Source organism: bacterium (genome assembly GCA_021372515.1).
Classification (GTDB): Bacteria; Gemmatimonadota; Glassbacteria; order GWA2-58-10; family GWA2-58-10; genus JAJFUG01.
In genome coordinates this window covers 11,963-32,611 of the sequence record JAJFUG010000065.1, presented here as the reverse complement: position 1 = coordinate 32,611, position 20,649 = coordinate 11,963, and the positions used below count along the sequence as shown (strand labels likewise).

Annotated in this window: 14 protein-coding genes; 12 read left to right on the top strand and 2 right to left on the bottom strand. The window is 64.2% G+C overall.

All coding sequences use genetic code 11. The annotated features are described in order from the left end of the window. Positions 1-213: 213 nt before the first annotated feature. Positions 214-1,587, bottom strand: coding sequence for a nucleotide sugar dehydrogenase (locus LLH00_06640; protein ID MCE5270947.1), 1,374 nt, complete (start codon positions 1,585-1,587; stop codon positions 214-216). 562 nt (positions 1,588-2,149) lie between these two features. On the opposite strand from LLH00_06640, the gene LLH00_06635 reads away from it, so the two are divergent. The 6 genes from LLH00_06635 (at position 2,150) to LLH00_06610 (ending at position 9,105) form a co-directional block, all read left to right on the top strand. Next, on the top strand, positions 2,150-2,872 hold the full coding sequence (locus LLH00_06635; protein ID MCE5270946.1) for a hypothetical protein: 723 nt from the start codon (positions 2,150-2,152) through the stop codon (positions 2,870-2,872). 283 nt (positions 2,873-3,155) lie between these two features. Then, positions 3,156-4,643, top strand: coding sequence for an ADP-ribosylglycohydrolase family protein (locus tag LLH00_06630; GenBank protein ID MCE5270945.1), 1,488 nt, complete (start codon positions 3,156-3,158; stop codon positions 4,641-4,643). A gap of 140 nt (positions 4,644-4,783) precedes the next feature. Next, a complete protein-coding gene (locus LLH00_06625; protein MCE5270944.1) occupies positions 4,784-5,464 on the top strand; it encodes a class I SAM-dependent methyltransferase in 681 nt (226 codons plus the stop codon). A 130-nt stretch (positions 5,465-5,594) separates the two neighbouring features. Then, positions 5,595-6,467, top strand: a complete 873-nt coding sequence (locus LLH00_06620; protein MCE5270943.1) for an aspartyl protease family protein — start codon at positions 5,595-5,597, stop codon at positions 6,465-6,467. 17 nt (positions 6,468-6,484) lie between these two features. Then, on the top strand, positions 6,485-8,623 hold the full coding sequence (locus LLH00_06615) for a hypothetical protein (protein MCE5270942.1): 2,139 nt from the start codon (positions 6,485-6,487) through the stop codon (positions 8,621-8,623). An 11-nt stretch (positions 8,624-8,634) separates the two neighbouring features. After that, on the top strand, positions 8,635-9,105 hold the full coding sequence (locus LLH00_06610; protein MCE5270941.1) for a PH domain-containing protein: 471 nt from the start codon (positions 8,635-8,637) through the stop codon (positions 9,103-9,105). 5 nt (positions 9,106-9,110) lie between these two features. On the opposite strand, the gene LLH00_06605 is transcribed toward LLH00_06610, so the two are convergent. Then, complete coding sequence (locus LLH00_06605) at positions 9,111-9,395, bottom strand: hypothetical protein (GenBank protein ID MCE5270940.1); 285 nt, start codon at positions 9,393-9,395, stop codon at positions 9,111-9,113. Between the two features lie 155 nt (positions 9,396-9,550). Between LLH00_06605 and LLH00_06600 the strand changes: the two genes are divergently transcribed. The 6 genes from LLH00_06600 (at position 9,551) to LLH00_06575 (ending at position 20,619) form a co-directional block, all read left to right on the top strand. Next, positions 9,551-11,419 (top strand): FAD-dependent oxidoreductase, encoded by a 1,869-nt coding sequence (locus LLH00_06600; GenBank protein MCE5270939.1) that lies wholly within the window; start codon positions 9,551-9,553, stop codon positions 11,417-11,419. A 240-nt stretch (positions 11,420-11,659) separates the two neighbouring features. Further along, entirely contained in the window at positions 11,660-13,318 is a 1,659-nt protein-coding gene (locus LLH00_06595) for a hypothetical protein (GenBank protein ID MCE5270938.1), read from the top strand. A 243-nt stretch (positions 13,319-13,561) separates the two neighbouring features. Next, entirely contained in the window at positions 13,562-14,917 is a 1,356-nt protein-coding gene (locus LLH00_06590) for a Gfo/Idh/MocA family oxidoreductase (GenBank protein MCE5270937.1), read from the top strand. A 233-nt stretch (positions 14,918-15,150) separates the two neighbouring features. Beyond that, positions 15,151-17,118, top strand: coding sequence for a TonB-dependent receptor (locus tag LLH00_06585; GenBank protein ID MCE5270936.1), 1,968 nt, complete (start codon positions 15,151-15,153; stop codon positions 17,116-17,118). 46 nt (positions 17,119-17,164) lie between these two features. Beyond that, positions 17,165-17,746, top strand: coding sequence for a YfiR family protein (locus LLH00_06580; GenBank protein ID MCE5270935.1), 582 nt, complete (start codon positions 17,165-17,167; stop codon positions 17,744-17,746). 50 nt (positions 17,747-17,796) lie between these two features. Beyond that, a complete protein-coding gene (locus LLH00_06575) occupies positions 17,797-20,619 on the top strand; it encodes a response regulator (protein MCE5270934.1) in 2,823 nt (940 codons plus the stop codon). Positions 20,620-20,649 lie beyond the last annotated feature (30 nt).

Here is a 20,649-nt window from a genome sequence, read left to right as displayed (position 1 = left end):
AGCCCCAGCGCGATCACAAGCGCCAGGGCAACGCTACGCCGCGGCGAAATGCGGCCCGTTGCGGTCAAGAAGTACTCAGGCTGCATGGTCATCCCCTCTGTTCACTCTGTTCCGATCTGCGGTTCGAATATAAGCCAGGACAGGGATGCCATATCTTAGGGCCGCTCCGCCCGATTGTCAAACCAGTTCTGCGTGTGGCGGGCCGTTCCCGCCTCAGAAATGGGTCAGGGACGGTTTGCCGGTGGGGTAGACGTTGAACCCCAGCTCGAACAGCGCCTCGTGGTCCAGCAGATTGCGGCCATCGAACAGGAACGCCGGTTTCTGCATGGACTTGAAAATGCGCCCGTAATCCAGAGAGCGGTAGAGGTCCCACTCGGTGAGCACGGCCACGGCGTGCGCCCCGGCTGCGGCCTTGTAGGGGTCCGCACAGTATTCCACCGTGCCGGGGGCGCCGGCCAGGTCGGCGCGGGCGTTGTCCAGGGCCTGCGGGTCGGTGACCGCCAGGGCGGCATGCTCGGCCAGAAGCTTGGAGGCGATATGGATCGAGGGCGACTCGCGCGTGTCCCCGGTGTCTTTCTTGAATGCGAACCCGAACAGGGCGATCCGCTTGCCGGCCACGGTGTTGAACATCGCCTCCAGCATCTTGCGCACGAAACGCTCCTGCTGATACTCGTTCAGCCGCACCACCTGCTCCCAGTACTCCGCCACCTCGCCCAGGCCGTAATAGCGGCAGATATAGACCAGGTTCAGGATGTCCTTGCGGAAACAGGAGCCGCCGAAACCGGCGCTGGAGCGCAGGAACCTCGGCCCTATCCGGCTGTCCGCCCCCACGGCGCGGGCCACCTCCTCGACATCCGCCTGGGTTTTCTCGCACAGGGCCGAGATGCTGTTGATCGAGCTGATACGCTGAGCCAGGAACGCGTTGGCCGTGAGCTTGGACAGCTCGGCGCTCCAGACGTTGCTGGTGAGTATGCGCTCGCGCGGCACCCACTGGGCGTAGACCTCGACCAGGGCGGCCTGGGCCGCCAGCCCGCTTTCGGTGCGCCGCGCACCGATCAGCACGCGGTCGGGGCTGAGCAGGTCGGCCACGGCGGTGCCCTCGGCCAGGAACTCCGGGTTGGAGAGGACCTCGAAATGCAGGCCCCGGTCGTTGGCGTTGAGGATACGTTCCATGGCGTGGGCCGTGCGCACTGGCACGGTGCTTTTCTCCACGATGATCTTGTCGCTGGCGGCCGCTTCCAGGATACAGCGGGCCGTGGCCTCCCAGTGCTGAAGGTCGGCGGCCATGCCCGCGCCCTCGCCGAAAGTCTTGGTCGGGGTGTTGACCGAGACGAAGATCAGGTCGGCTTTCTTGATCGCCGCGTGGATATCGGTGGAAAAGAACAGGTTGCGGCCGCGCGACTGACGGACCAGTTCGATAAGCCCCGGCTCGTAGATCGGCAGGCTGTCGCTTTGCCAGGCATCGATCCGCGCCGCGTTGATATCCACCACCGTGACCCGGCAGCCGGGGCATTTGTCGGCGATCATGGCCATGGTCGGGCCGCCCACGTAGCCGGCGCCGATACAGAGGATGTCTTTGACTTGCATGGTCGGGAATCTCCCTCGGCCCTGGAGTGACCCGCGGACTGCGCGCGCGGGGGGATGCGGATTCAGCGGTTAAAGGTTATTCGAGCTGAACACTTTGTCAAGGTATTGACGAGTATTTCAAGAAATGGTGAAATCCGGGGTGACTGCGGAAAGAAAAACCGGCCCGCCCGCCTGTACAGGCTGCGCATAGCCCCGAAAGCCGTGGCCTGAGGCAATTCACTCCGTGGCGCCGGAGGCCGTGCCGGAGTAATGGACAGACGGTCATAAAAACGTACGACACTCTCCGTTGTCCTGAAATCAACTCGTTTCCACATTCCGCGCAAGAGCCTCGAAAGGCTGGAACCGTGTTCTGTCCGGCCGCCTCCGAAACATTGCTTATCCCGATCTCAACATGGAATTAACCGTCATGAAACCGGGACTTAATCATTCCGGGTTAACTTAGACCTGCATCGATTGTCCTTAAAAACCACTCTTTCCCGGAGGTGCGTATCTAACACAATCCACCGTTATTCCGGCTGCTCCCAGCCATGTCCATGCGCACCAAATCCGTGAGGCCCTAACCATGAATTTCAGACCCTTTCTCCCCCTGCTCCTCCTGAGCGTCCTATCCCAGCCCTGCGCGGCGCAGCCTGCCGAGGACATCACTCTGTCCGCGCGCAGCTCCATACTCAACCGCTATGTCTGGCGCGGGATCGCCGGTAGCGGCAAGCCGGTGCTTCAGCCCTCGGCCAACCTGGCCTGGCGGGGTGTGAGCCTCGACCTGTGGGGCAATGTCGACCTGAACGGCGAGGCCGGTCTGAACGAGGTGGACCTGACCTTGGGCTGGTGCGGCTCCAAAGGCGCGTTCAACCTGGAGGCCGGGGCGATATACTACTCTTTCCCCAACACCGGCATCGCAGCCACCACCGAGGTCTACCTCGGCCTGTCCCACAGCTCGGCGCTCAGCCCCAGCCTGCGGTTCTACCGCGACATCGCCGAGGTCGAGGGCGAATACCTGTCGCTGGGGCTCAGCCCGCGCCTGCCCTGGGGTGGCGAGGATTCCGGGCCGGTGTTCGGCGCGACTCTGGGTTACGGCTCCGGGAGCCACAACCGCTACTACTACGGCGCCGGCCGGGCCGCGTTCACCGACCTCCAGCTCAGCCTGAGCCTGCCGTTGGCCCTGGGGGAGAATTACACGCTCACGCCCCTGCTCGGCTACGCCGGCCTGCTGGACCGGCGCATCCGGCGGGCCATGCCGCACGACGACAGTTTCATCGCCGGGATCACTTTTGCCGCATCTTTCTGAAGTTTCAGTCCTTGGGCTGGCACCTCACCCGGCGCGGGAATTCCGATGGATGGACCGGCCGCGGGCCAGGCACAGTGGGACAGGGGGAGTTTCCCGAGCTTCAGGGATCGGATTCCCCGGCGCCCTCCTGTGCCGGAAGGAAATATTTACAATTCAGGCTTGCTTCCTGGCCCGTGACAGGTTAACATTTATTCGCCCGTGAACCCGACCGTCAGAGCGCCGCGGAATAAAGCCCGGCGCCCTGACGTTCCGGATGTGAAATCCATGCCGAGGAGTCCTCAACATGTCCAGTCACTTTCTCCGTCGTGCAGGTATCGTCCTCTTTGCCGCAGTCGTGCTGGCCGGGTGCTCCGGCGGTGAATCGCCCACGGTGAGAATCAGCGCCAAGGTGATGCGCGACAAGATCAAGGGCGGCTGGGCCGGGCAGACCATCGGGGTCTGTTACGGCGGGCCGACCGAGTTCCGCTGGGAGGGGGCCTGGATCCAGGATTACATCAAGCTGGACTACAGCGCCAAGCAGTTGGAGGAGTATTTCAACAACGACGACCTGTACATGGATTTCTCGTTCCTGGCCGTGTTCGACAGCCTGGGACTGGATGCCTCCTCGGACGCCCTGGCGCTCAAGTTCGCCAACGCCGGTTTCGGCCTCTGGCACGCCAACATGGGCGGACGTTGGAACATCCTGCACGGGATCATGCCACCGGCCAGCGGCTACTGGAAGAACAACCCCCACGCCGATGACATCGATTTCCAGATCGAAGCCGATTTCATCGGCCTGCTCACTCCGGCCATGCCGGCCACCGCGGTGAAGCTCTGTGACCGGGTGGGGCATATCATGAACTACGGCGACGGGGTCTACGGCGGGATGTTCGTGGCGGCCATGTACTCGCACGCCTACATCGAGTCGGACATCGTCAAGGTGGTGGAAAAGGCCCTGCTCAGCATTCCCCCGGCCAGCGGCTATGCGCGTTGTATCAGCGACGTGATCGGCTGGTGGCGCGAGAACCCGGATGACTGGAAAGCCTGCTGGTACGAGGTGCAGAAAAAATGGTCCGAGGAGATCGGCTGCCCGGAGGGTGTGATGCAGCCCAACAACATCGACGCCAAGCTCAACGGGGCTTATATCGTGATCGGCCTGCTCTACGGCGGCGGTGATTTCGGCAAGACCCTCGAGATCGCCACCCGCTGCGGCCAGGACTCCGACTGCAACCCCTCCAACGCCGGTGGTGTGCTGGGCACTCTGTTGGGCTACAGCAAAATCCCCGAGCAGTGGAAAGTCGGTTACGAGGGCATCGAGGACCGCCGGTTCGACTACACCGACTACAGCCTGAACCAGGTCTACGAGGTCAACTACCGCCTGGCCTCCGAGCTGGTCACCCGCGGTGGTGGCTCGGTGCAGGAAAATTCCTGGGTCATCAACCGCGAGCAGCCGGTACCGCCGGACAGCCTGGAGGTTTCGTTCGAGGGCCTGACTCCTTTCGAGCTGCGGCGGTTAAACGACATCGTGCTGGACAAGAGCTGGCGCGCCGAGTTCACCGGCCGGGCGTTCGTGGTGGATGGCGTGATGCAGGGGACCAGTGGCCTGGCCGAATGCCACGTGTTCCTGGACGGCAAGGAGATCGAGCAGGTCACTCTCTCGGCCGATCCGCATGACCATCGCACCCCGCTGTTCTGGAACTACGACCTGGAGGACGGGCCGCACACGCTGGAGATCAGGAAAATCGGCGGCGAGGGCGTGCCGGTGCTCAACCGCCTGCTCCTCTACCATTGAGCTTTTGGCTTTAACAAATCGGCATATGCTCCCCGTTTCTTGCCGCGGAGTGGAAAACAGTGAATCCATCTGTAGGGGAGGGTCTCAAACCCTCCCCTACAAGTTTTTGCTCCACACTCCGCCCGGATAGTATTTGGAGAATGATGAACACGGAGAAGAGCAAAATACGGGCAGGCACCGACCTGTCCCGCCAGGTGGAGTACTGGAACGGTGCGGCGCGGGGCAAGGCGTTCAGCCATCCGCTGGATGAGACTTTCCTGGAGCGGCAGCTCCCAGTTGAGGCTTCGATCCTGGATTACGGCTGCGGCTGGGGCCGCATTCTGAACCGTCTTGCCGCTCTGGGCTACACCCGCCTGAGCGGGGCCGATCCCTCCCCGTCCATGCTCGAGCGCGCCCGGGCCGAACACCCCGGCCCGGATTACAGGCTGCTGGAGGGCGCGCGCCTTCCGTTCGCGGACCGCGGTTTCGACTGTGTCCTGCTCTTCGCGGTCCTGACCTGCGTGCCCACCGACAGCGGCCAGCGCGGCCTCGTGGCCGAGGCGGCCCGCGTGCTGCGCCCCGGCGGGATTTTCTACGTGAGCGACTACCTTCTGCAGAACGACAGCCGCAACCTGGAGCGCTACGAGCGCGGCCAGGCCCGCTTCGGCGTGCGCGGGGTGTTCGAGCTGCCCGAGGGTGCCGTGCTGCGACACCACGAGCGTCCCTGGCTGGATGGCCTTTTCGCGGGGTTCGAGCCGCTGCTCTGGAAAGAGTTCCCGGTGGTCACCATGAACGGCAACCCGGCCCGGGCTTTCCAGTGGGCCGGCCGCACTCCGGCCTGATCTCCGCCGAAATCTTGCGCCTCCGGCCTGTCCGCTTATATTCCTCCCAGAGTCTTCCGCGCGTGTGTGTGTGCGTGTGTGCGATAAATCCTCATCCGACAAGACCGGAAGCCGACAGGAGAAAGAGGCAATGATTCCGAAGTCCATCTTTCAGTTTTCCATGGCCGCGCTGCTGTTGACCTGCGGCCCGATCCTGGCCCAGAGCCTCCAGCGCTCCGTGCCGTTGGAGTTCACCAGCCAGGGGACGATCCTGGTGCAGGGCATTCTGGGCGATACGCTCAAGGCCCGCTTCGTACTGGACACCGGGGCCGGCTGCCACGTGATTTCCTACCGCGCCCTGCGCAAGCTCCAGGCCAGCGAACTGGGCCGCTATGTCAATTTCCAGGCGGATGGCACGCGCCAGGACCGTCCGATGTACGAGATACCCGCACTCGGTGTGGGGCCGGCCGTGCAGGTGGCCCCGGCGGTGGCGGTCTGGGACATGCTCGACAGCAGCGGGGTGGACGGTATCCTTTCGGCGGCCTTTTTCCGCAACCGGGTGGTGACCCTGGATTTCACCGCCCGCGAGATGGTTTTCGAGGACAGTCTTTCGCTCCTGAAACGTCTGGAGGAGGGCGAGATCGTCCCGGTCAAGACCCAGGACGACCGCGGCCGGGGCCTGCTGGTGTTCTTCGATGTCTCCGCACCGGTGGACCACATCCTGGAATGCCTGTTCGACACCGGGGCCGGCACCACGCTCGATGAGCGCTATCTGAAGCTGCTCAAGGTCATCAAGCCGCAGCAGTGGGTGGGAATCGGCGAGAAGGGTGAGCGCCAGTTCGCCTGGAGCGGCAGCCTGGAGTACATCGCCCTGACCTTTGCCAACGGAGTGGGCCTGGACGACGCCCCGGTGGGTTTCGTGCCGAACATGCTCTACGATGGCCGGATCGGCTGGAATTTCTTCACCGGCCGGGTGCTTACCTTCAACCTTCCCGAGCAGTACGTGATAATCAAGAAACAGTGATCCCCGGAGCTTCCGCCATGCTTAGAGCCTGCCTGTCTGCGGTCCTGTTCCTGTCGCTCGTGTTCTGTGCGTGTTCTGCAGGTGGAGGCCGGGTCAGCCCGGCCCCCTGGAGCGTGGCGGAGGGTGTGCTCAGCCTGGAGGGTCGTCCGGTGCTGAGCGGCCTGCCCGCCGGGGTCGCCGTGGCGGACAGCGGAAACACCGCGAGCGGGGCGTTCCTGCACCTAACCACCGGCCGGAGCGACAACGGTTATTACTGCTGGACCGGAATGCACATCGAGGGCCTGGAGCGGTTCACCGCCCTGTACCGAAAAAAAGCCTGGTGGATGAATCCGGCCTTCGGCTCCAGCGAATCCGAGCTGCCCACCGAGGTGCAGTTCCTGCTCTGGCGCTGCGCGGATGGCCGGATCGGGCTGCTGCTGCCGCTGATCGACAAGGGCTACCGGATGAACGCCGGCGGGGCCGGGGGCGCCCTGATGCTCACCGCGGACGACAATATGCCTGAGGGCCCGGCGGGTGTGGAGCTGCGCGGGGCCTATGTCGCCCTGGGGGATGACCCCTACACCCTGCTCGACAGCGCGTTCGCCGCGGCGGTGCACGCCGTGGGCAAGGGACGGCTGCGCACGGAGAAAACCCCGCCACTCTGGCTCGAAAGCCTGGGCTGGTGCACCTGGAACTCGTTCTATCACGAGGTCACGCACCAGGGTGTGCTGGATGGCCTGAAATCGTTCAAGGTCGGTGGGGTGCACCTGGGCTGGCTGGTGCTGGATGACGGCTGGCAGCAGGTCCGTGTGCGCGGGGGAGACATCAAGGGGACTTTCCTCTGCGGCCTGGGCGTGGACAGTGTGAAATTCCCCCAGGGGCTGGCCGCCACTGTCTCCGCGGCGCGCGACACCTACGGGGTGCCCGACTTTTTTGTCTGGCAGACCCTGCAGGGCTACTGGAACGGGATCGACACCGCGGCCGCGGAGCTGAAGCCGTTCCGCACCTGGAATTCTGTCGGCAAGTCCAACCGTCCGCTGAACGAGACCATGCTCGAATCGCTGCCCAGGCCGTTCAGCGTGGTCACGCCCCAGGACATCCGGGCTTTCTACGCCGCCTACCACGGCTGGATGGCCAGCCAGGGCGTGACCGGCCTCAAGGTGGACAACCAGTCGCACCTGGAATTCATGACCTACGGCCTGGGCCCCATGACCGAGGTGATGGAGGCCTACAAGCGCGCCCTGGAGGCCTCGGTGGACAGCCTGTTCGGCGTGGGCAACCTGATCAACTGCATGGGCCAGGGCACGGATGAGTTGTTCATGAACGCCACCTCCAGCGTGGTCCGCAACTCGGATGACTTTTTCCCGGACCAGCCGGAAACCCACGGCCAGCACCTGACCACCAACGCTTTCAACGACCTGATGACCGGCCAGTTAGGGGTCCCGGACTGGGACATGTTCCAGTCCGGCCACGCGTGGGGCGCGTTCCACGCCTCGGCGCGCGCCGTGTCGGGGGGGCCGGTCTATCTGTCCGACCGCCCCGGCGCGCAGGATTTCGGCATCCTGGCCCGGATCAGCCTGCCGGATGGCCGGGTGCTGCGCTGCCCGGGGCCGGCCCGCCCCACGGCGGATGTCCTGTTCCGTGACCCGCAACGTGAGGATGTGGCCCTCAAAATGTTCAACCACAACCGCTGCGGCGCCTGGGTCCTGGGGGCCTGGAACTGCCGCTACGACAGCCTGAGCGCGGTCACGGTCCACGACAGCCTGGGGGTGTCGCTCATCCCCGGCCTGAGCGCGGAGGACGAGTACGCGGTCTGGTCGTTCGGTTCGGGCAAACTCTCCCTGCGCAAAGTGGGCGAGTTCTGGCCGCTGGAGCTGGGGCCGAGGCAGTTCGAGCTTTGCACTGTGGCCCGGGTGGACAACGGGGTCGCCCCGCTGGGACGGACCGATATGTACAACGCTGCCGGGATTTTCGCCAGTTGCGGCTGGAAGGACCAGAACACCTACGCCGCCGGGCTGCTCTCGGGCGGGAAGATCGCTTTCTACAGCCAGAAGAAACCCGTCTCGGCGTCCACCGAAGCCGGGGCGGCTGTGGCGTTCGAGTACGACCCGGACAGCGGTCTCCTCAGCCTGGAGGCGCCGGGCGCGGAGCCGGTGAACCTGACAATCGCTTTCTGACAGGGGGCACAATGAGCTACGATCCGGTAGCCCCGTTCGAGGACCGTCCCACGCCCAGTTGGGGGCTGGTTGTCACGATCGCGGCAGGCACGGCTGCGGCCGAGGGAACTATTCTATACAAGGGGCGGACTTTCGAGGGCGACCCGGCCTGGTTCCAGACCATTCTGCTGTCTGTCCTGGTGGCCGCGGCGGCCTTTCTCTACTGCATGTTTCACACGCGCTACCGTGTGAGCGGCGGCGTGCTGGAGCTGAGCTGCGGCCCGTTCCGCCGCCGGGAGCGGCTGGATGAGATCGAGAAAGTGGAACTTCTGCCGGTGGCGACGAGCCGCATCCGCCGGATAGAGGCAGTCTTTCCGCAGGCTTTCTGCAACCGCTACGATGACTGCCTGCGGCTGAGCATGGACGACGGGCGGGAGGTCCACCTGACACCGAGCGACCCGGTGGCTTTCGCCCGGCGGCTGGGCTGGAACGAGGATATCTGAAAGCCTCAATGCTTGTCGTGGCGGCCGCGGGAGATGAAACCCACGATCAGGCTGAACAGCGCCGAGCCCAGGATCGCCCAGACCACCGGGAATCGGTCCTCGCCCATGGGCAGGCTGAAAAGAAGCGGCAGGTGGCTCGCCCGGGCCAGCCAGGTGCCCAGCAGTGCGCCGATCAGGCCCACGGCCGCCGAGACCAGGCAACCGCCCAGCGAGTAGCCGGCTATCGCCTGGCCGATCGCCCCGCAGACCGCGGCGATGAGCAGGATGAAAATGAAGCCGAAAAAGGACATGACCTGTTCTCCTGATTTCGGTATGGATGGTTGTTCCGCTGCATTTCCGGTCCGATGTTGAATATAATCTCCGATGCGGATTTGCAAAACACCTGTCCGCCGGGCGCCATTGACTCTTCTAAGAGGCCTGCCAGGGGCTGGAAAGGGACTCTCTCATGCAAAGACGGGATTTTCTGAAGGCGGGCGGCGCCCTGGGCCTGGGCGGCGCCCTGGCCTCACCGGTCCCCGCGCGAGCGCAGGCGGACTCAGCCGGCGCGGCGAAATCCGGAAGCACTCTCCAGGCGGATGTCGTGGTGGCCGGCGGCGGGATGAGCGGGGTCTGCGCGGCCCTGGCCGCCGCGCGCGCCGGGGCCAGCGTGGTGCTGATCCAGGACCGTCCGGTGCTGGGGGGCAACTCCTCCAGCGAGGTGCGGATGCATATCTGCGGGGCCAACACCCACGGCATCCCGGACAGCCGCGAGACCGGCAGCCTGGAGGAGATGCGCCTGGACAACCAGGTGCGTAACCCCCAGCGCTCGGCTGCGATGTGGGACCTTATCCTCTGGGAGAAAACATTCTACCAGCCGGGCCTGACCCTTCTGCTCAACACCACGCTCGACGGCTGCCGCCTGGACAACGGCCGGATCGTTTCGGTGCAGTGCTACGACATGCGGCGCGAGGAGCACCTCACCATAGAGGGGTTGCAGTTTGTCGACTGCACCGGGGACGGGACCCTGGGCGTGCTGGCCGGCAACCCGTTCCGCGTGGGCTGCGAGGCGAGAGGCGAGTTCGATGAATCCCTGGCCCCGGAGCAGCCCGAGCCCTACACCCTGGGTTCCACGCTTCTGTTCCAGGCCCGCGATTTCGGCCGCCCGATGAAATTCATCCCGCCGGCCTGGGCCTATCGCTACGCGACTGACGAGGAACTGGGCCGCGGGCACGAAAGCTACGAATACGGCTACTGGTGGCTGGAGTGGGGCGGCATGCTGGATACGATCAAAGACGACAACCGTATCCGCGAGGAACTGCTGAAAATACTGCTGGGGGTCTGGGACCATATCAAGAACCGCGGCGACCACGGGGCCGACTCCTGGGCCCTGGACTGGTTCGGTTTCATCCCGGCGCGCCGCGAGAGCCGCCGCCTGGAGGGCGCCTACTGGCTGCGACAGAACGACCTCACGAGCGGACGGGTGTTCGAGGACGAGGTGGCCTACGGCGGCTGGCCGATCGACCACCACCAGCGCGAGGGTTTCTACCGCAAGAACGACGATTTCTTCTACCAGCAGCGGCTGGACAAGCTCTATTCCATCCCGCTGCGCTCGTTGTATTCCGCCAAAGTGCCCAACCTGTTCTTCGCCGGCCGGCAGGTCAGCGCCAGCCACGTGGCGTTCTGCTCCACGCGGGTCATGGCCACCTGCGCGGTGATGGGCCAGGGCGCGGGCGTGGCCGCGGCGCTGGCGGCGGGTAAGGACAGCCTGCCGTGCGAGTTCGGCCCGCAGGACATCGAGGCGGTCAAGCAGACCCTGCTGCGGCAGGATGCCTACCTTCTGGGCACCCCCAACCGCGACCCGGAGGATTTCGCCCGCACGGCTAAAATCTCCGCAACCACGGAGCAGAGCGGTTTCGAGGCGCGTAAGGTGACCGACGGCGTGGCGCGCACCGTGGGGAACGATTCGCACCAGTGGCGCTCGCAGTCTCTGGAGCCGGGCAAAGCCGCGCTGACCTTGGAATTCGGCAAGGCGCAGGTCCTGGGCGAGCTTCACCTGACTTTCGACACCGATCTGACTCGCGCACTCACCCTGACCCACGAGGACAGCTACGACAAATCGATGCTCGCGGGCGCCCAGCCCGAGACCGTGCGCGACTACCGCATCCAGTGCCGGGTGGACCGCAAGTGGAGCACCGTGGCCGAGGTGAGCGGCAACTGGCAGCGCAAGTGTGTGCACCGCTTCAAGGACCTGCGCTGCGATGCCGTGCGCCTGGAGGTGACCGCGACAAACGGCGCACCCGAGGCCCGCGTGTTCGAGGTGCGCTGCTACAGTTGAGCCGGGTGGTCGTTATATTCCTTCTTCATCTGGAAACCGGTGCAGATGTTTTTGTCAAAAAAATGAGACCCTTTTTTTGAAAATGAGAATCCCTTCAACCTCCAAAATCTTTGACGGTTGAAAAATAGTAAGATAGGTCAGTCCTGCCAGAGGCATGTTTCTTGATTAACAATCACTGTTGATCACTACTTATGCCTTCTTAGACTACTGGCGCTGACTCGCTTACCGGAGGGGATTTTCATGAAGGCGCATTTTCTTTCACTCTTTCTTATCGCTCTATCCGGACTGCTATCGCCGGCGCTGCCGGAAAAAGCCCCGGAATTCGACCGTCCGGCCCTGCACGCCCAGGCGCTGGAGGAATCCCTCACGCCGGTCAGGCCGGGAGCGCCGGGCAAGTTTGCGTTCTGGAATGTGAATGCCAGCCAGTTCATCTATGCGCCGGCTTTCGATTTCAGCCCGGTTGCTGGGGCGGTGGCTTACCGTTTTAGTGCGGTCCCGGACTCCAGCGGAAAAGGATACGTTTTCCAGGCACAGGAGCCGTGGGCCGCGCTGGCCCCGATCTGGAACGATCTGCCCGTGGGTTATGTCGACCTGGAGGTCAGCGGGCTGGACAAGGCCGGGAAAACGCTGGGCACGGCAGGGAAACGCCGCTTCTACCGCTCGGCCGCGTTCGACGGCCCCTATCGTGAAGACCCGCAGTACAATTACTGCAAGAGCGCCCAGCGGGCCCTGGGCTATCTGTTCCACCACCGGTACCTTCAGAGCTGGATCACCACAGGCGCGCCGGACAGCGCGTATTTCCTCTACTGCTACCCCTCCAAGATGGAGGCCGCCATTATCGAGGGCATGCTGCTGTACTCCAGACTGGCCCCCCAGGACAGCGCTGGAGCCATGACAGTGGCGATAAACGCGGGCAAATACCTGATCGCCCACAGCCTGCCCGCCGGCTCGCCCCTGGAGTTCTTCCCGCCGACCTACGATCCGTCCTTCCTGGACCAGCAGGCGAGAAAGACCAACGATGCCTCGCTGCTGTACCGGGACCAGCTCATGTTGTCCTATCCGTCCCAGGCGGCCTTGGCTTACCTGGATCTGTACGGGGTCACGGCGGATACGTCTCTCCTGAACGCGGCGGTCAGGATCGCCGGCACCTATGCCAGGATTCAGCTCGCGGATGGCAACTGGCCGCTGAAAATGGATATTCACACCGGGAAGGCGGTCGCGAGCAACTATGTCAGGGTCGGGCCGATTCTTGAGCTGTTCACCCGCCTGAAAACTGATTTCGGGATCGAAAGGTACAGCGGCAATTATCAGGCAGCCTGGCCCAACTATCTGCGGCCGTTCGAGAGTTTCAATTTCGAGGGGCAGTTCGAAGACGTGGAACCGAGCAAGCCGTACTATAACCTTACGCACTACGGGGCCGTGGATGGGGCGAACTATTATCTGGACCATGCCACGGAGAACCCGGAAAACCTTGGCATGGCCCGGGAGTACCTGCGTTTCGCCGAGGACCAGTTCGTGGTCTGGGAGCGGCCCAGCCCGTCGCCCGGACCGGAGTGGAGAAAGAAGGATTCCTCCGACTGGGTCACTCCCTGCGCCCTGGAGCAGTACGACTACTATGTGCCCATCGATGGCAGCGCCGCCAATTTCATCGACGTCTTCCTGAAAGCCTATCGGGTTACCGGTGACCGGTTGTTCCTGGCCAAGGCGGTCTCCCTGGCCAATTCGATGGTGACGGTGCAGAATGAGACCGGCGGCCACTACCCGACCTACTGGTGGCGGTCGCGGTACAAGCTGTCGGACCGTTTCGGCTGGATCAACTGTTCGATTGCCTCCGCGAAGACTATGTACCGGCTGGGGGCTTTTCTGGAGCAGCAGGGAGACGACGGGTCCGGCCGGTGACTGGATCTGAACCGTGGACAGGCGGCCCGCTTGCGCCTGTCCGCGACTGTGGCTGGTCTGCAATTTTCGTGTGCTTTCGTCTGCTTTCGAGCCGCTTTGAATGATAAAAGCCTTGACCCTGGCCGGGGCCCGTGCAATAATTCGTCCATGGTTACGAACTGCCGCATCCGTCCAGACCAGCGAAAACAATCTGTCTTTCAACTGCAGATTCAAGCTCCGCACACTTCAACGAGGGAGTGATTGATGAAACCGATCGACCGTCGCGGTTTTCTTCGCAGCGCGGGCATCGGAGCGGCCGCAGTGGCCGCCGCCGGGCCCTACATCGCCTCCGGCTGGGCCGCCAACCCGCCCTCGGACCGGGTGAATATCGCCGTGATGGGTATCCACAGCCGCGGCCGCGCCCACATGGAAAGCTTCGCCGCCCTGCCGGGTGTCGAAGTCTCGCTGCTCTGCGATGTGGATGAGCGCCTGTTCCCGGAGGCGGTGGACGCACTGGAAAAGATCAGCGGCAAGAAACCACGCACCGCGGTAGACATTCGCAAGGTGCTGGAGGACAAGACCATCGACGCGGTCTCGATCGCCAGCCCCAACTACTGGCACGCCCTGGCCGCGATCTGGGCCTGCCAGGCGGGCAAGGATGTCTACGTGGAGAAACCCACCTCCCATAACATCTGGGAAGGCCGCAAGATCGTGGAAGCGGCCCGCAAGTATGACCGTATCGTGCAGACCGGCACCCAGAGCCGCAGTAACAAGATGATGCAGTCGGCGATGGAGTTCCTGCACTCGGGCAAGCTGGGCGATGTCTACATGTGCCGCAGCTGCCTGATCAAGGCCCGCGACAGCTTCGGCCGCGCCCCCAACAGCCCGGTGCCACAGGGCGTGCACTACGACCTCTGGGTCGGCCCGGCCGCCTGGTATCCGTTCAACGAGTGCAAGTTCCACTACAACTGGCACTGGTTCTGGAACACCGGAAACGGCGACACCGGCAACACCGGCCCGCACAACTGCGACCGCGCCCGCTGGGGCCTTCAGCTCTACGAGCACCCGCGCAAGATCCAGAGCCTGGGTGGCTACTACAAGTTCGGCAATGTCTGCGACCAGGAGACCCCGAACCAGCAGATTTCGGTGATGGAGTATTCCAACGGCAAGATAGTCCAGCTCGAGGTGCGCGGCCTCTACTCCAACAAGGAGGAGGACATCGAGCAGGGCGAGTTCTTCTACGGCACCGAGGGCTGGCTCAAGCTGGGCGGTTCGAGTTGGCAGAGCTATTTCGGCCGCAAGAACGAGCCAGGGCCGGGCATGGGCGGCAACGAGGCTGATGCCCAGAAAGCCGCGACCAACACCCGCGGCGAGGCCGGCGACCCGCATTTCGGCAATTTCATCGACGCCGTGCGGGCGCACGACCGCTCGATGCTCCACGCCGACATCCTGGAGGGCCACCTGTCCACCTCGATGTGCCACCTCTGCAACATCGCCTACCGCACCGGCCGCACCGTGATCTTCGATTCGGCCACCGAGACATTCCCGGGCGATGAGGAGGCCAACTCCCAGCTCAGCCGCGAGTACCGCTATCCCTACGTGGTGCCGGAAGTGGTCTGATCCATCCGGCCCGCCTGTTTTGATAAGCCGCCGCCCTCCGGACTGGAGGGCGGCGTTTTTATTTTTTGAGGCCGGCCTGTGTCCGCAAACCGCGGGGATGGAAAACAAGCGCGAAAAAAAGATTGCCATTTAAGTGTCAAAGGGCTCGAAAGCCTTCTTTGGACACAGATTATTTGTTAGATTGATATACCAGCCTTTTAATTCCGGTTTTCATAATCATCTGGAGACTCCTCGTGCAACCGCTACGCCTGGCGGCAATCGGCCTTGTTGTCTTTATCTCCAGTGCTTTATCCTCGCCGGCGACGTCACAGGAGGCGGTCCCGGGGCTGACCGACCTCGACTCGTTGCTGGAGGTGCGTATCAGCACGGCCTCCAAGTACGAGCAGACCGCGGGCGAGGCCCCGGCCGCGGTGACCATTGTCACCGCGGAGGAGATTGCCCGTTTCGGCTACCGCACCCTGACCGAGGTGCTGGAAAATGTCCGCGGCTTCTATTCCACCAACGACCGCCTGCTCGATTACATCGGCACGCGCGGTTTCAACCGCACGGCCGACAACAACAACCGCCTGCTGCTGATGATCAACGGCCACACCATGAACGAGAGCTATTTCGGCTCCTCGTACTACGGGGACGATCTGGGGCTGAACCTGGATGCGGTCGAGCGGATCGAGATCGTACGCGGGCCGGGCTCGGTGCTCTACGGCACCAGCGCCATGTTCGCGGTGATCAACGTGATAACGCGCGACGGGGCCGCGGTCAACGGGATGAAGGCCTATGGCGAGCTGGGCAGCTACGGCCGCCGGACAGCCGGGCTCACCGCGGGCCGTCTTTTCTCGAACGGCCTGGATGTGAGCCTGTCCGGCCGGGTGACCCGCGCCGACGGCGCCGACCTCTATTTCCCGGAGTACGACAGCCCGCAGACCAACAACGGCGTGGCACGGGACTGCGACTGGGAGCGTCAGCGCAGCCTGCTGGCCACCGCCGCCTGGGGTGATTTCAGTTTCCTGGGTTTCCTCGGCACCCGTAAGAAAGGGGTGCCCACCTCGCCCTGGGGCATCGATTTCAACATCCCAGCCACCTCTTTCCTGGAAGAATACAAGCTGACCGAGCTCAAGTACGAGCACCGGCTGAGTTCCGGGCACGAGCTGATGCTGCGGACCTATGTCGACCATTACGGCCAGCGTGGGCATTACTTTTTCGACGGAGTGATCGGGCAGGAGAAATTCGCCGAGAACCATTACGGCTCCGAGGTCCGCTATCTGTGGGACCCGAAGCCCTACCTGCGCCTGATCGCCGGGGCCGAGTTCCAGAAACACCCGCGGGCTTTCTTCCGTTCCTGGGGTCCGGATAAGGTCTATTTCGACCAGGACCATCCTTTCCACACCTGGTCGGCCTACCTGGAGGAAGAGCTCCAGTTGCGGACGAATCTGCTGCTGACCCTGGGCCTGCGCCACGACAAGTACGCCTCGCGCAGCAACTCCACCGTGCCGCGGGCGGCCCTGGTGTGGGCGGCCGCGCGGGGAAGCTCGGTGAAGCTGCTCTATGGCGAGGCTTTCCGGGCGCCCAATGTGAACGAGGTGTTCTACGACGCACCGTCCATCGCCCAGGGGAACCCGAACCTCAAGCCCGAGAAAATCCAGACCTTCGAGCTGGTGCTGGAAAGCCGTCTGGCCGCGAGCTTGCACGGCACGCTCTCGTTCTACGACAACTCCATGCGCGATTTTATCGAGCAGGTGGAGGCTTCGGAGGATCAACTGAGCCATTTCGTCAACGCCGGCCGTCTGCGCGCGCGTGGGATCGAGACCGGCCTGAAAGCCGATTTCGCCTCCAGGTACGGGGTGTATCTCAACTATGCCTACCAGTTGCCGCGCAACCGCACCAACGGGTACAGGCTGCCCAACTCGCCGCGCAACCTCGTGCAGGCCGGGGCCAGCGCCTCTCTGCCCCATGGCCTCAGCGCGGCGCTTCAATGCCGCTATTCCTCCTCGCGCCGCTCCGACAAGGGTGTGACTGCGGACGCGTTCACCCTGTTCGACCTGAACCTGGCCGGCGAGATCGTACCGGACCGCCTGCGACTGGCTTTCAAGGTGCGGAACCTGTTCGACAGCCGCTACGACTATCCGGCCGGGCTTCCGCTTCTTCAGGCCGTGGTGCCGCAGAACGGACGGACGGTGCAACTGAGGCTGGAATGCTGGTTCTGAGCGAAGTGGTTTAATCCGCCGCCCGTAGAGTGGAGACCGGACTGCCATGAAAAGGATGCCCATCATCCTTCTGAGTCTGCTGCTGTCGACAGCCTGGCTGTCCGCCGATCTCTGTCCGGCCCAGGATATGCCTGTCCCGGTGGACCTGCAGCTCAACCTCCTGCTCAAAGTCATCACATTCAACCGCAACCTCGCCTCCCGCGGCGGTGACAGCCTGCGCCTGGGGATTGTCTACCAGGAGCCGTTCCGCAATTCCCTGCTGGTCTGCGAGCAGATCGAACGGGTGTACCGGAGTCTGGGAACGCCCTTGGTCAAAGGTCTCCCCCTGGCCCTGGCGCCGATCGATATATATCGTGAAAAACTGGATGAGGCCGTCTCGCAGCGCGGGGTGGATATCCTCTATGTTGCACCGCTGCGCGCCTTTGACATCCGGACGATCGGCGAGTTGTGCCGCAGCCGGGGTATTGTCAGCGTGACCGGGGTGCCCGAGTACTGCGGCCAGGGGCTGGCCGTGGGGATCGGCCAGAATCGGGACCGGCCCGAAATCCTGATCAACATACGGGCCGCCCGGGAGGATGGGGCGGATTTCAGCTCGCAGTTGCTCAAGCTGGCCCGGGTGGTGCAGTGAGACCCGCACCCGGGCTCCTGTAGTTCAGCAGTGGGGGACGGAGAAAGAACATGTTGCGCAATTCCCTCAGGATGAAATTCGCCGCGGTCATCACGGTGCTGATCGCCGCCATCTCGGTGTTCTACTACCTTTACGTGCCGGGGCGGATCGAGGCGCAGGCGATGGAGTCGGTGGGGCGCAAGGCGGTGGGGCTGGCCCGCATGGCGGCTTTCAGCGTGGGGCCCGCCCTGCTTTTCAACGACCGTGAGGCGGTGCGGGAGGGGCTGGAGGGGGCGCGGCGGGTGGATGACCTGGCCTACGTGATGGTGCTGGACGAGCACGGCGAGATGTTCGCCGCCGTGGACAGCACCCGGGCGTTCGCGGCCGCCTACCTGATACCCACCCGGCCGGACGAGGTGGTGATCCGCGGCGACTACTGCCGCACGGTCAGCGAGATCGAGTCGGGCGGGCGGGTGATCGGACGGCTGTACCTCGGGTTGAGCCTGGACAAGCTGCACCTGGAAATCGCGCGCAGCCGGACCACGGTGGCCCTGGTCAGCCTGGCCATTTTCCTGCTCGGTATGGGGGCTGTGCTCGTTATCAGCTGGGCCGTGACCAAGCCCCTGTCCGAGCTGGTGGAGACAGTCCGCCAGATCGCCAGCGGCGACCTGTCTCAGCGCGCCCCCTCGGTCAGCGCGGATGAGATCGGCCATCTGTCCCTGGCCCTGAACTCCATGGCCGCCAACCTGGAGATCGCCTACGCCAAGCTGGGCAACATGAATCGCATGCTCGAGCAGGAGGTGGAGGAGCGCACCGTCGAGCTGCGCCTGGAGATAATCGAGCGCAAGCGGGCCGAGGAGAAAGCCGAGGCGGCCAACCGGGCCAAGAGCGAGTTCCTGGCCAATATCAGCCACGAGATACGCACCCCGCTCAACGGGGTGGTGGGCTCATCGATCCTGCTTCTCGACACGTCGCTCAACCCCGAGCAGCGTGAGTATGTGGAGACGGCCCGGGTGTCGGTGGAGTCGCTGCTCTACATTATCAACGACCTGCTCGACTATTCCAAGATCGAGGCCGGCAAGCTGAAGATCGAGTATGTCCCCTTCGCCCTCAGCTCGGTGATCGAGGAGGTTATGGACCTGTTCGGCCGCCCGGCCCGGGAAAAGGGAGTGGAACTGGTCAGCTCGGTGGCGCCCGAGGTGCCCAACCACCTGCTGGGCGATCCCTGGCGTATCCGTCAGATACTGATGAACCTGCTGGGCAACGCGGTGAAATTCACCCTGCGCGGATCGGTCACCCTGGCGGTGAGCGCGGTGGAAGGCGAGCGGGGCAATGTCCGGCTGTTCTTCTCGGTCGCCGACACAGGGATCGGCATCCCTGAGGACAAGCTTTCGACGATTTTCGACAAGTTCACCCAAGTCGATTCCTCCAACCGCCGTCGTTTCGGCGGGACCGGCCTGGGCCTGGCCATCAGCCGCCAGCTTGTCGAGCTGATGCACGGCCGCATCGGGGTGGACAGCGAGCTCGGACGGGGCACGCGGTTCTGGTTCGAGCTGGAGCTGCCGGTGCTCAGCCGGGAGAACATGGACCCCCAGACCTTGTCGCGCCTGGCCGGGCTGCACCTGCTGGTCGTGCTGCCGGATGGGACCGAGCGGCTGGTGCTGATGCCCCTGATCGAGCAGATGGGACTGGAGGTGAGTGTCGCCGATTCGGTCGAGTCGGCGCTCGATCAACTGGAACGGTGCGCCGCCTCGGGCGGCCAGCCCAGCTCGCTGGTGATCGCGGACAGTGAGCTCCCGGCCGAGGGCGCGGTGGAGCTGGCGCACCGCATCGAGCAGTTGCGCGAAAGCATCGGGGCGCGGCGGCCGGCTCTGATCGCGGTGGTCCGCAGCCCGGAGCAGGTGGGCAAGATGGCCCGGGCCGGGTACTCGGCTTTCATCACCCGTCCGGTCGGGGCGAGCAAGCTGCTCGACGCCCTGGTGATCGCCTGGGAACTCGGCTCGGGTGGACGGATCGACCCGGAACGCCATGAGAAGCCGCTCTCCGGACTGGTCCAGCTCGCCGGCGATTTCGGCCGGGTGGGCTATGCCGCCCGGGTGCTGCTGGCTGAGGACAACCGGGTGAACCAGAAAGTGGCCCTCTGGATGTTAGGCAAGCTGGGTTGCCGGGTGGACCTGGCCGAAAACGGACGCCAGGCGGTGGATATGTCCCAGCGGAACAACTACGACCTGGTGCTGATGGACTGCCAGATGCCGGAGCTGGACGGGCTGGAGGCGGCGGCCGAGATACGCCGTCTGGAGGGCGCACAGAGCGCGCACCTGCCGATCATCGCGGTCACCGCCAGCGCGCTGCAGGCAGACCGGGAGCGTTGCCTGTCCAGCGGGATGGACGACCACGTGGGCAAGCCGCTGCGCCCGGCCGAACTGCGCCGAGTGCTCGAACGCTGGGCCCCGGGTTCCCGTCAGACTGCCCGCGCGCAGGCGACTGCGGCCGGGGGGGAGAAAAGAGCGGAGGAGGACCTGTCGCCCGGCCCGGCAGCCGCACCGCCGCTGGCGGTCAATGGAGCCGCACTGTTCTCGGGCCTGGAGCCGGAGAAACTTAGGCCCCTACTCGAAAGCTTCATCGAGGATGCCTCCGCCGAGCTGGCGGCGCTGGTCGCGCTGCTGCGGGAGGGCCGGCTGACTGACGCCTCGGAGCACACGCACAGCCTGATGGGGTCCAGCGCCACAGTGGGGGCGTTGCCGCTCAACCGGGCCTGCCGCGCTCTGCATGCGGCGGTCAAGGCCTCAGACCTTGAGTGCGCGCGCGAGCTGCTGCCCACGCTGGAACGTGAATTCGAGCATCTCCGTTCGTGGCTGGAGCAGTGCGACTACAATCCGGCCTCAAAGGCATGATAGCAGTGTACCGGCAAGGGAGAGAGAAGA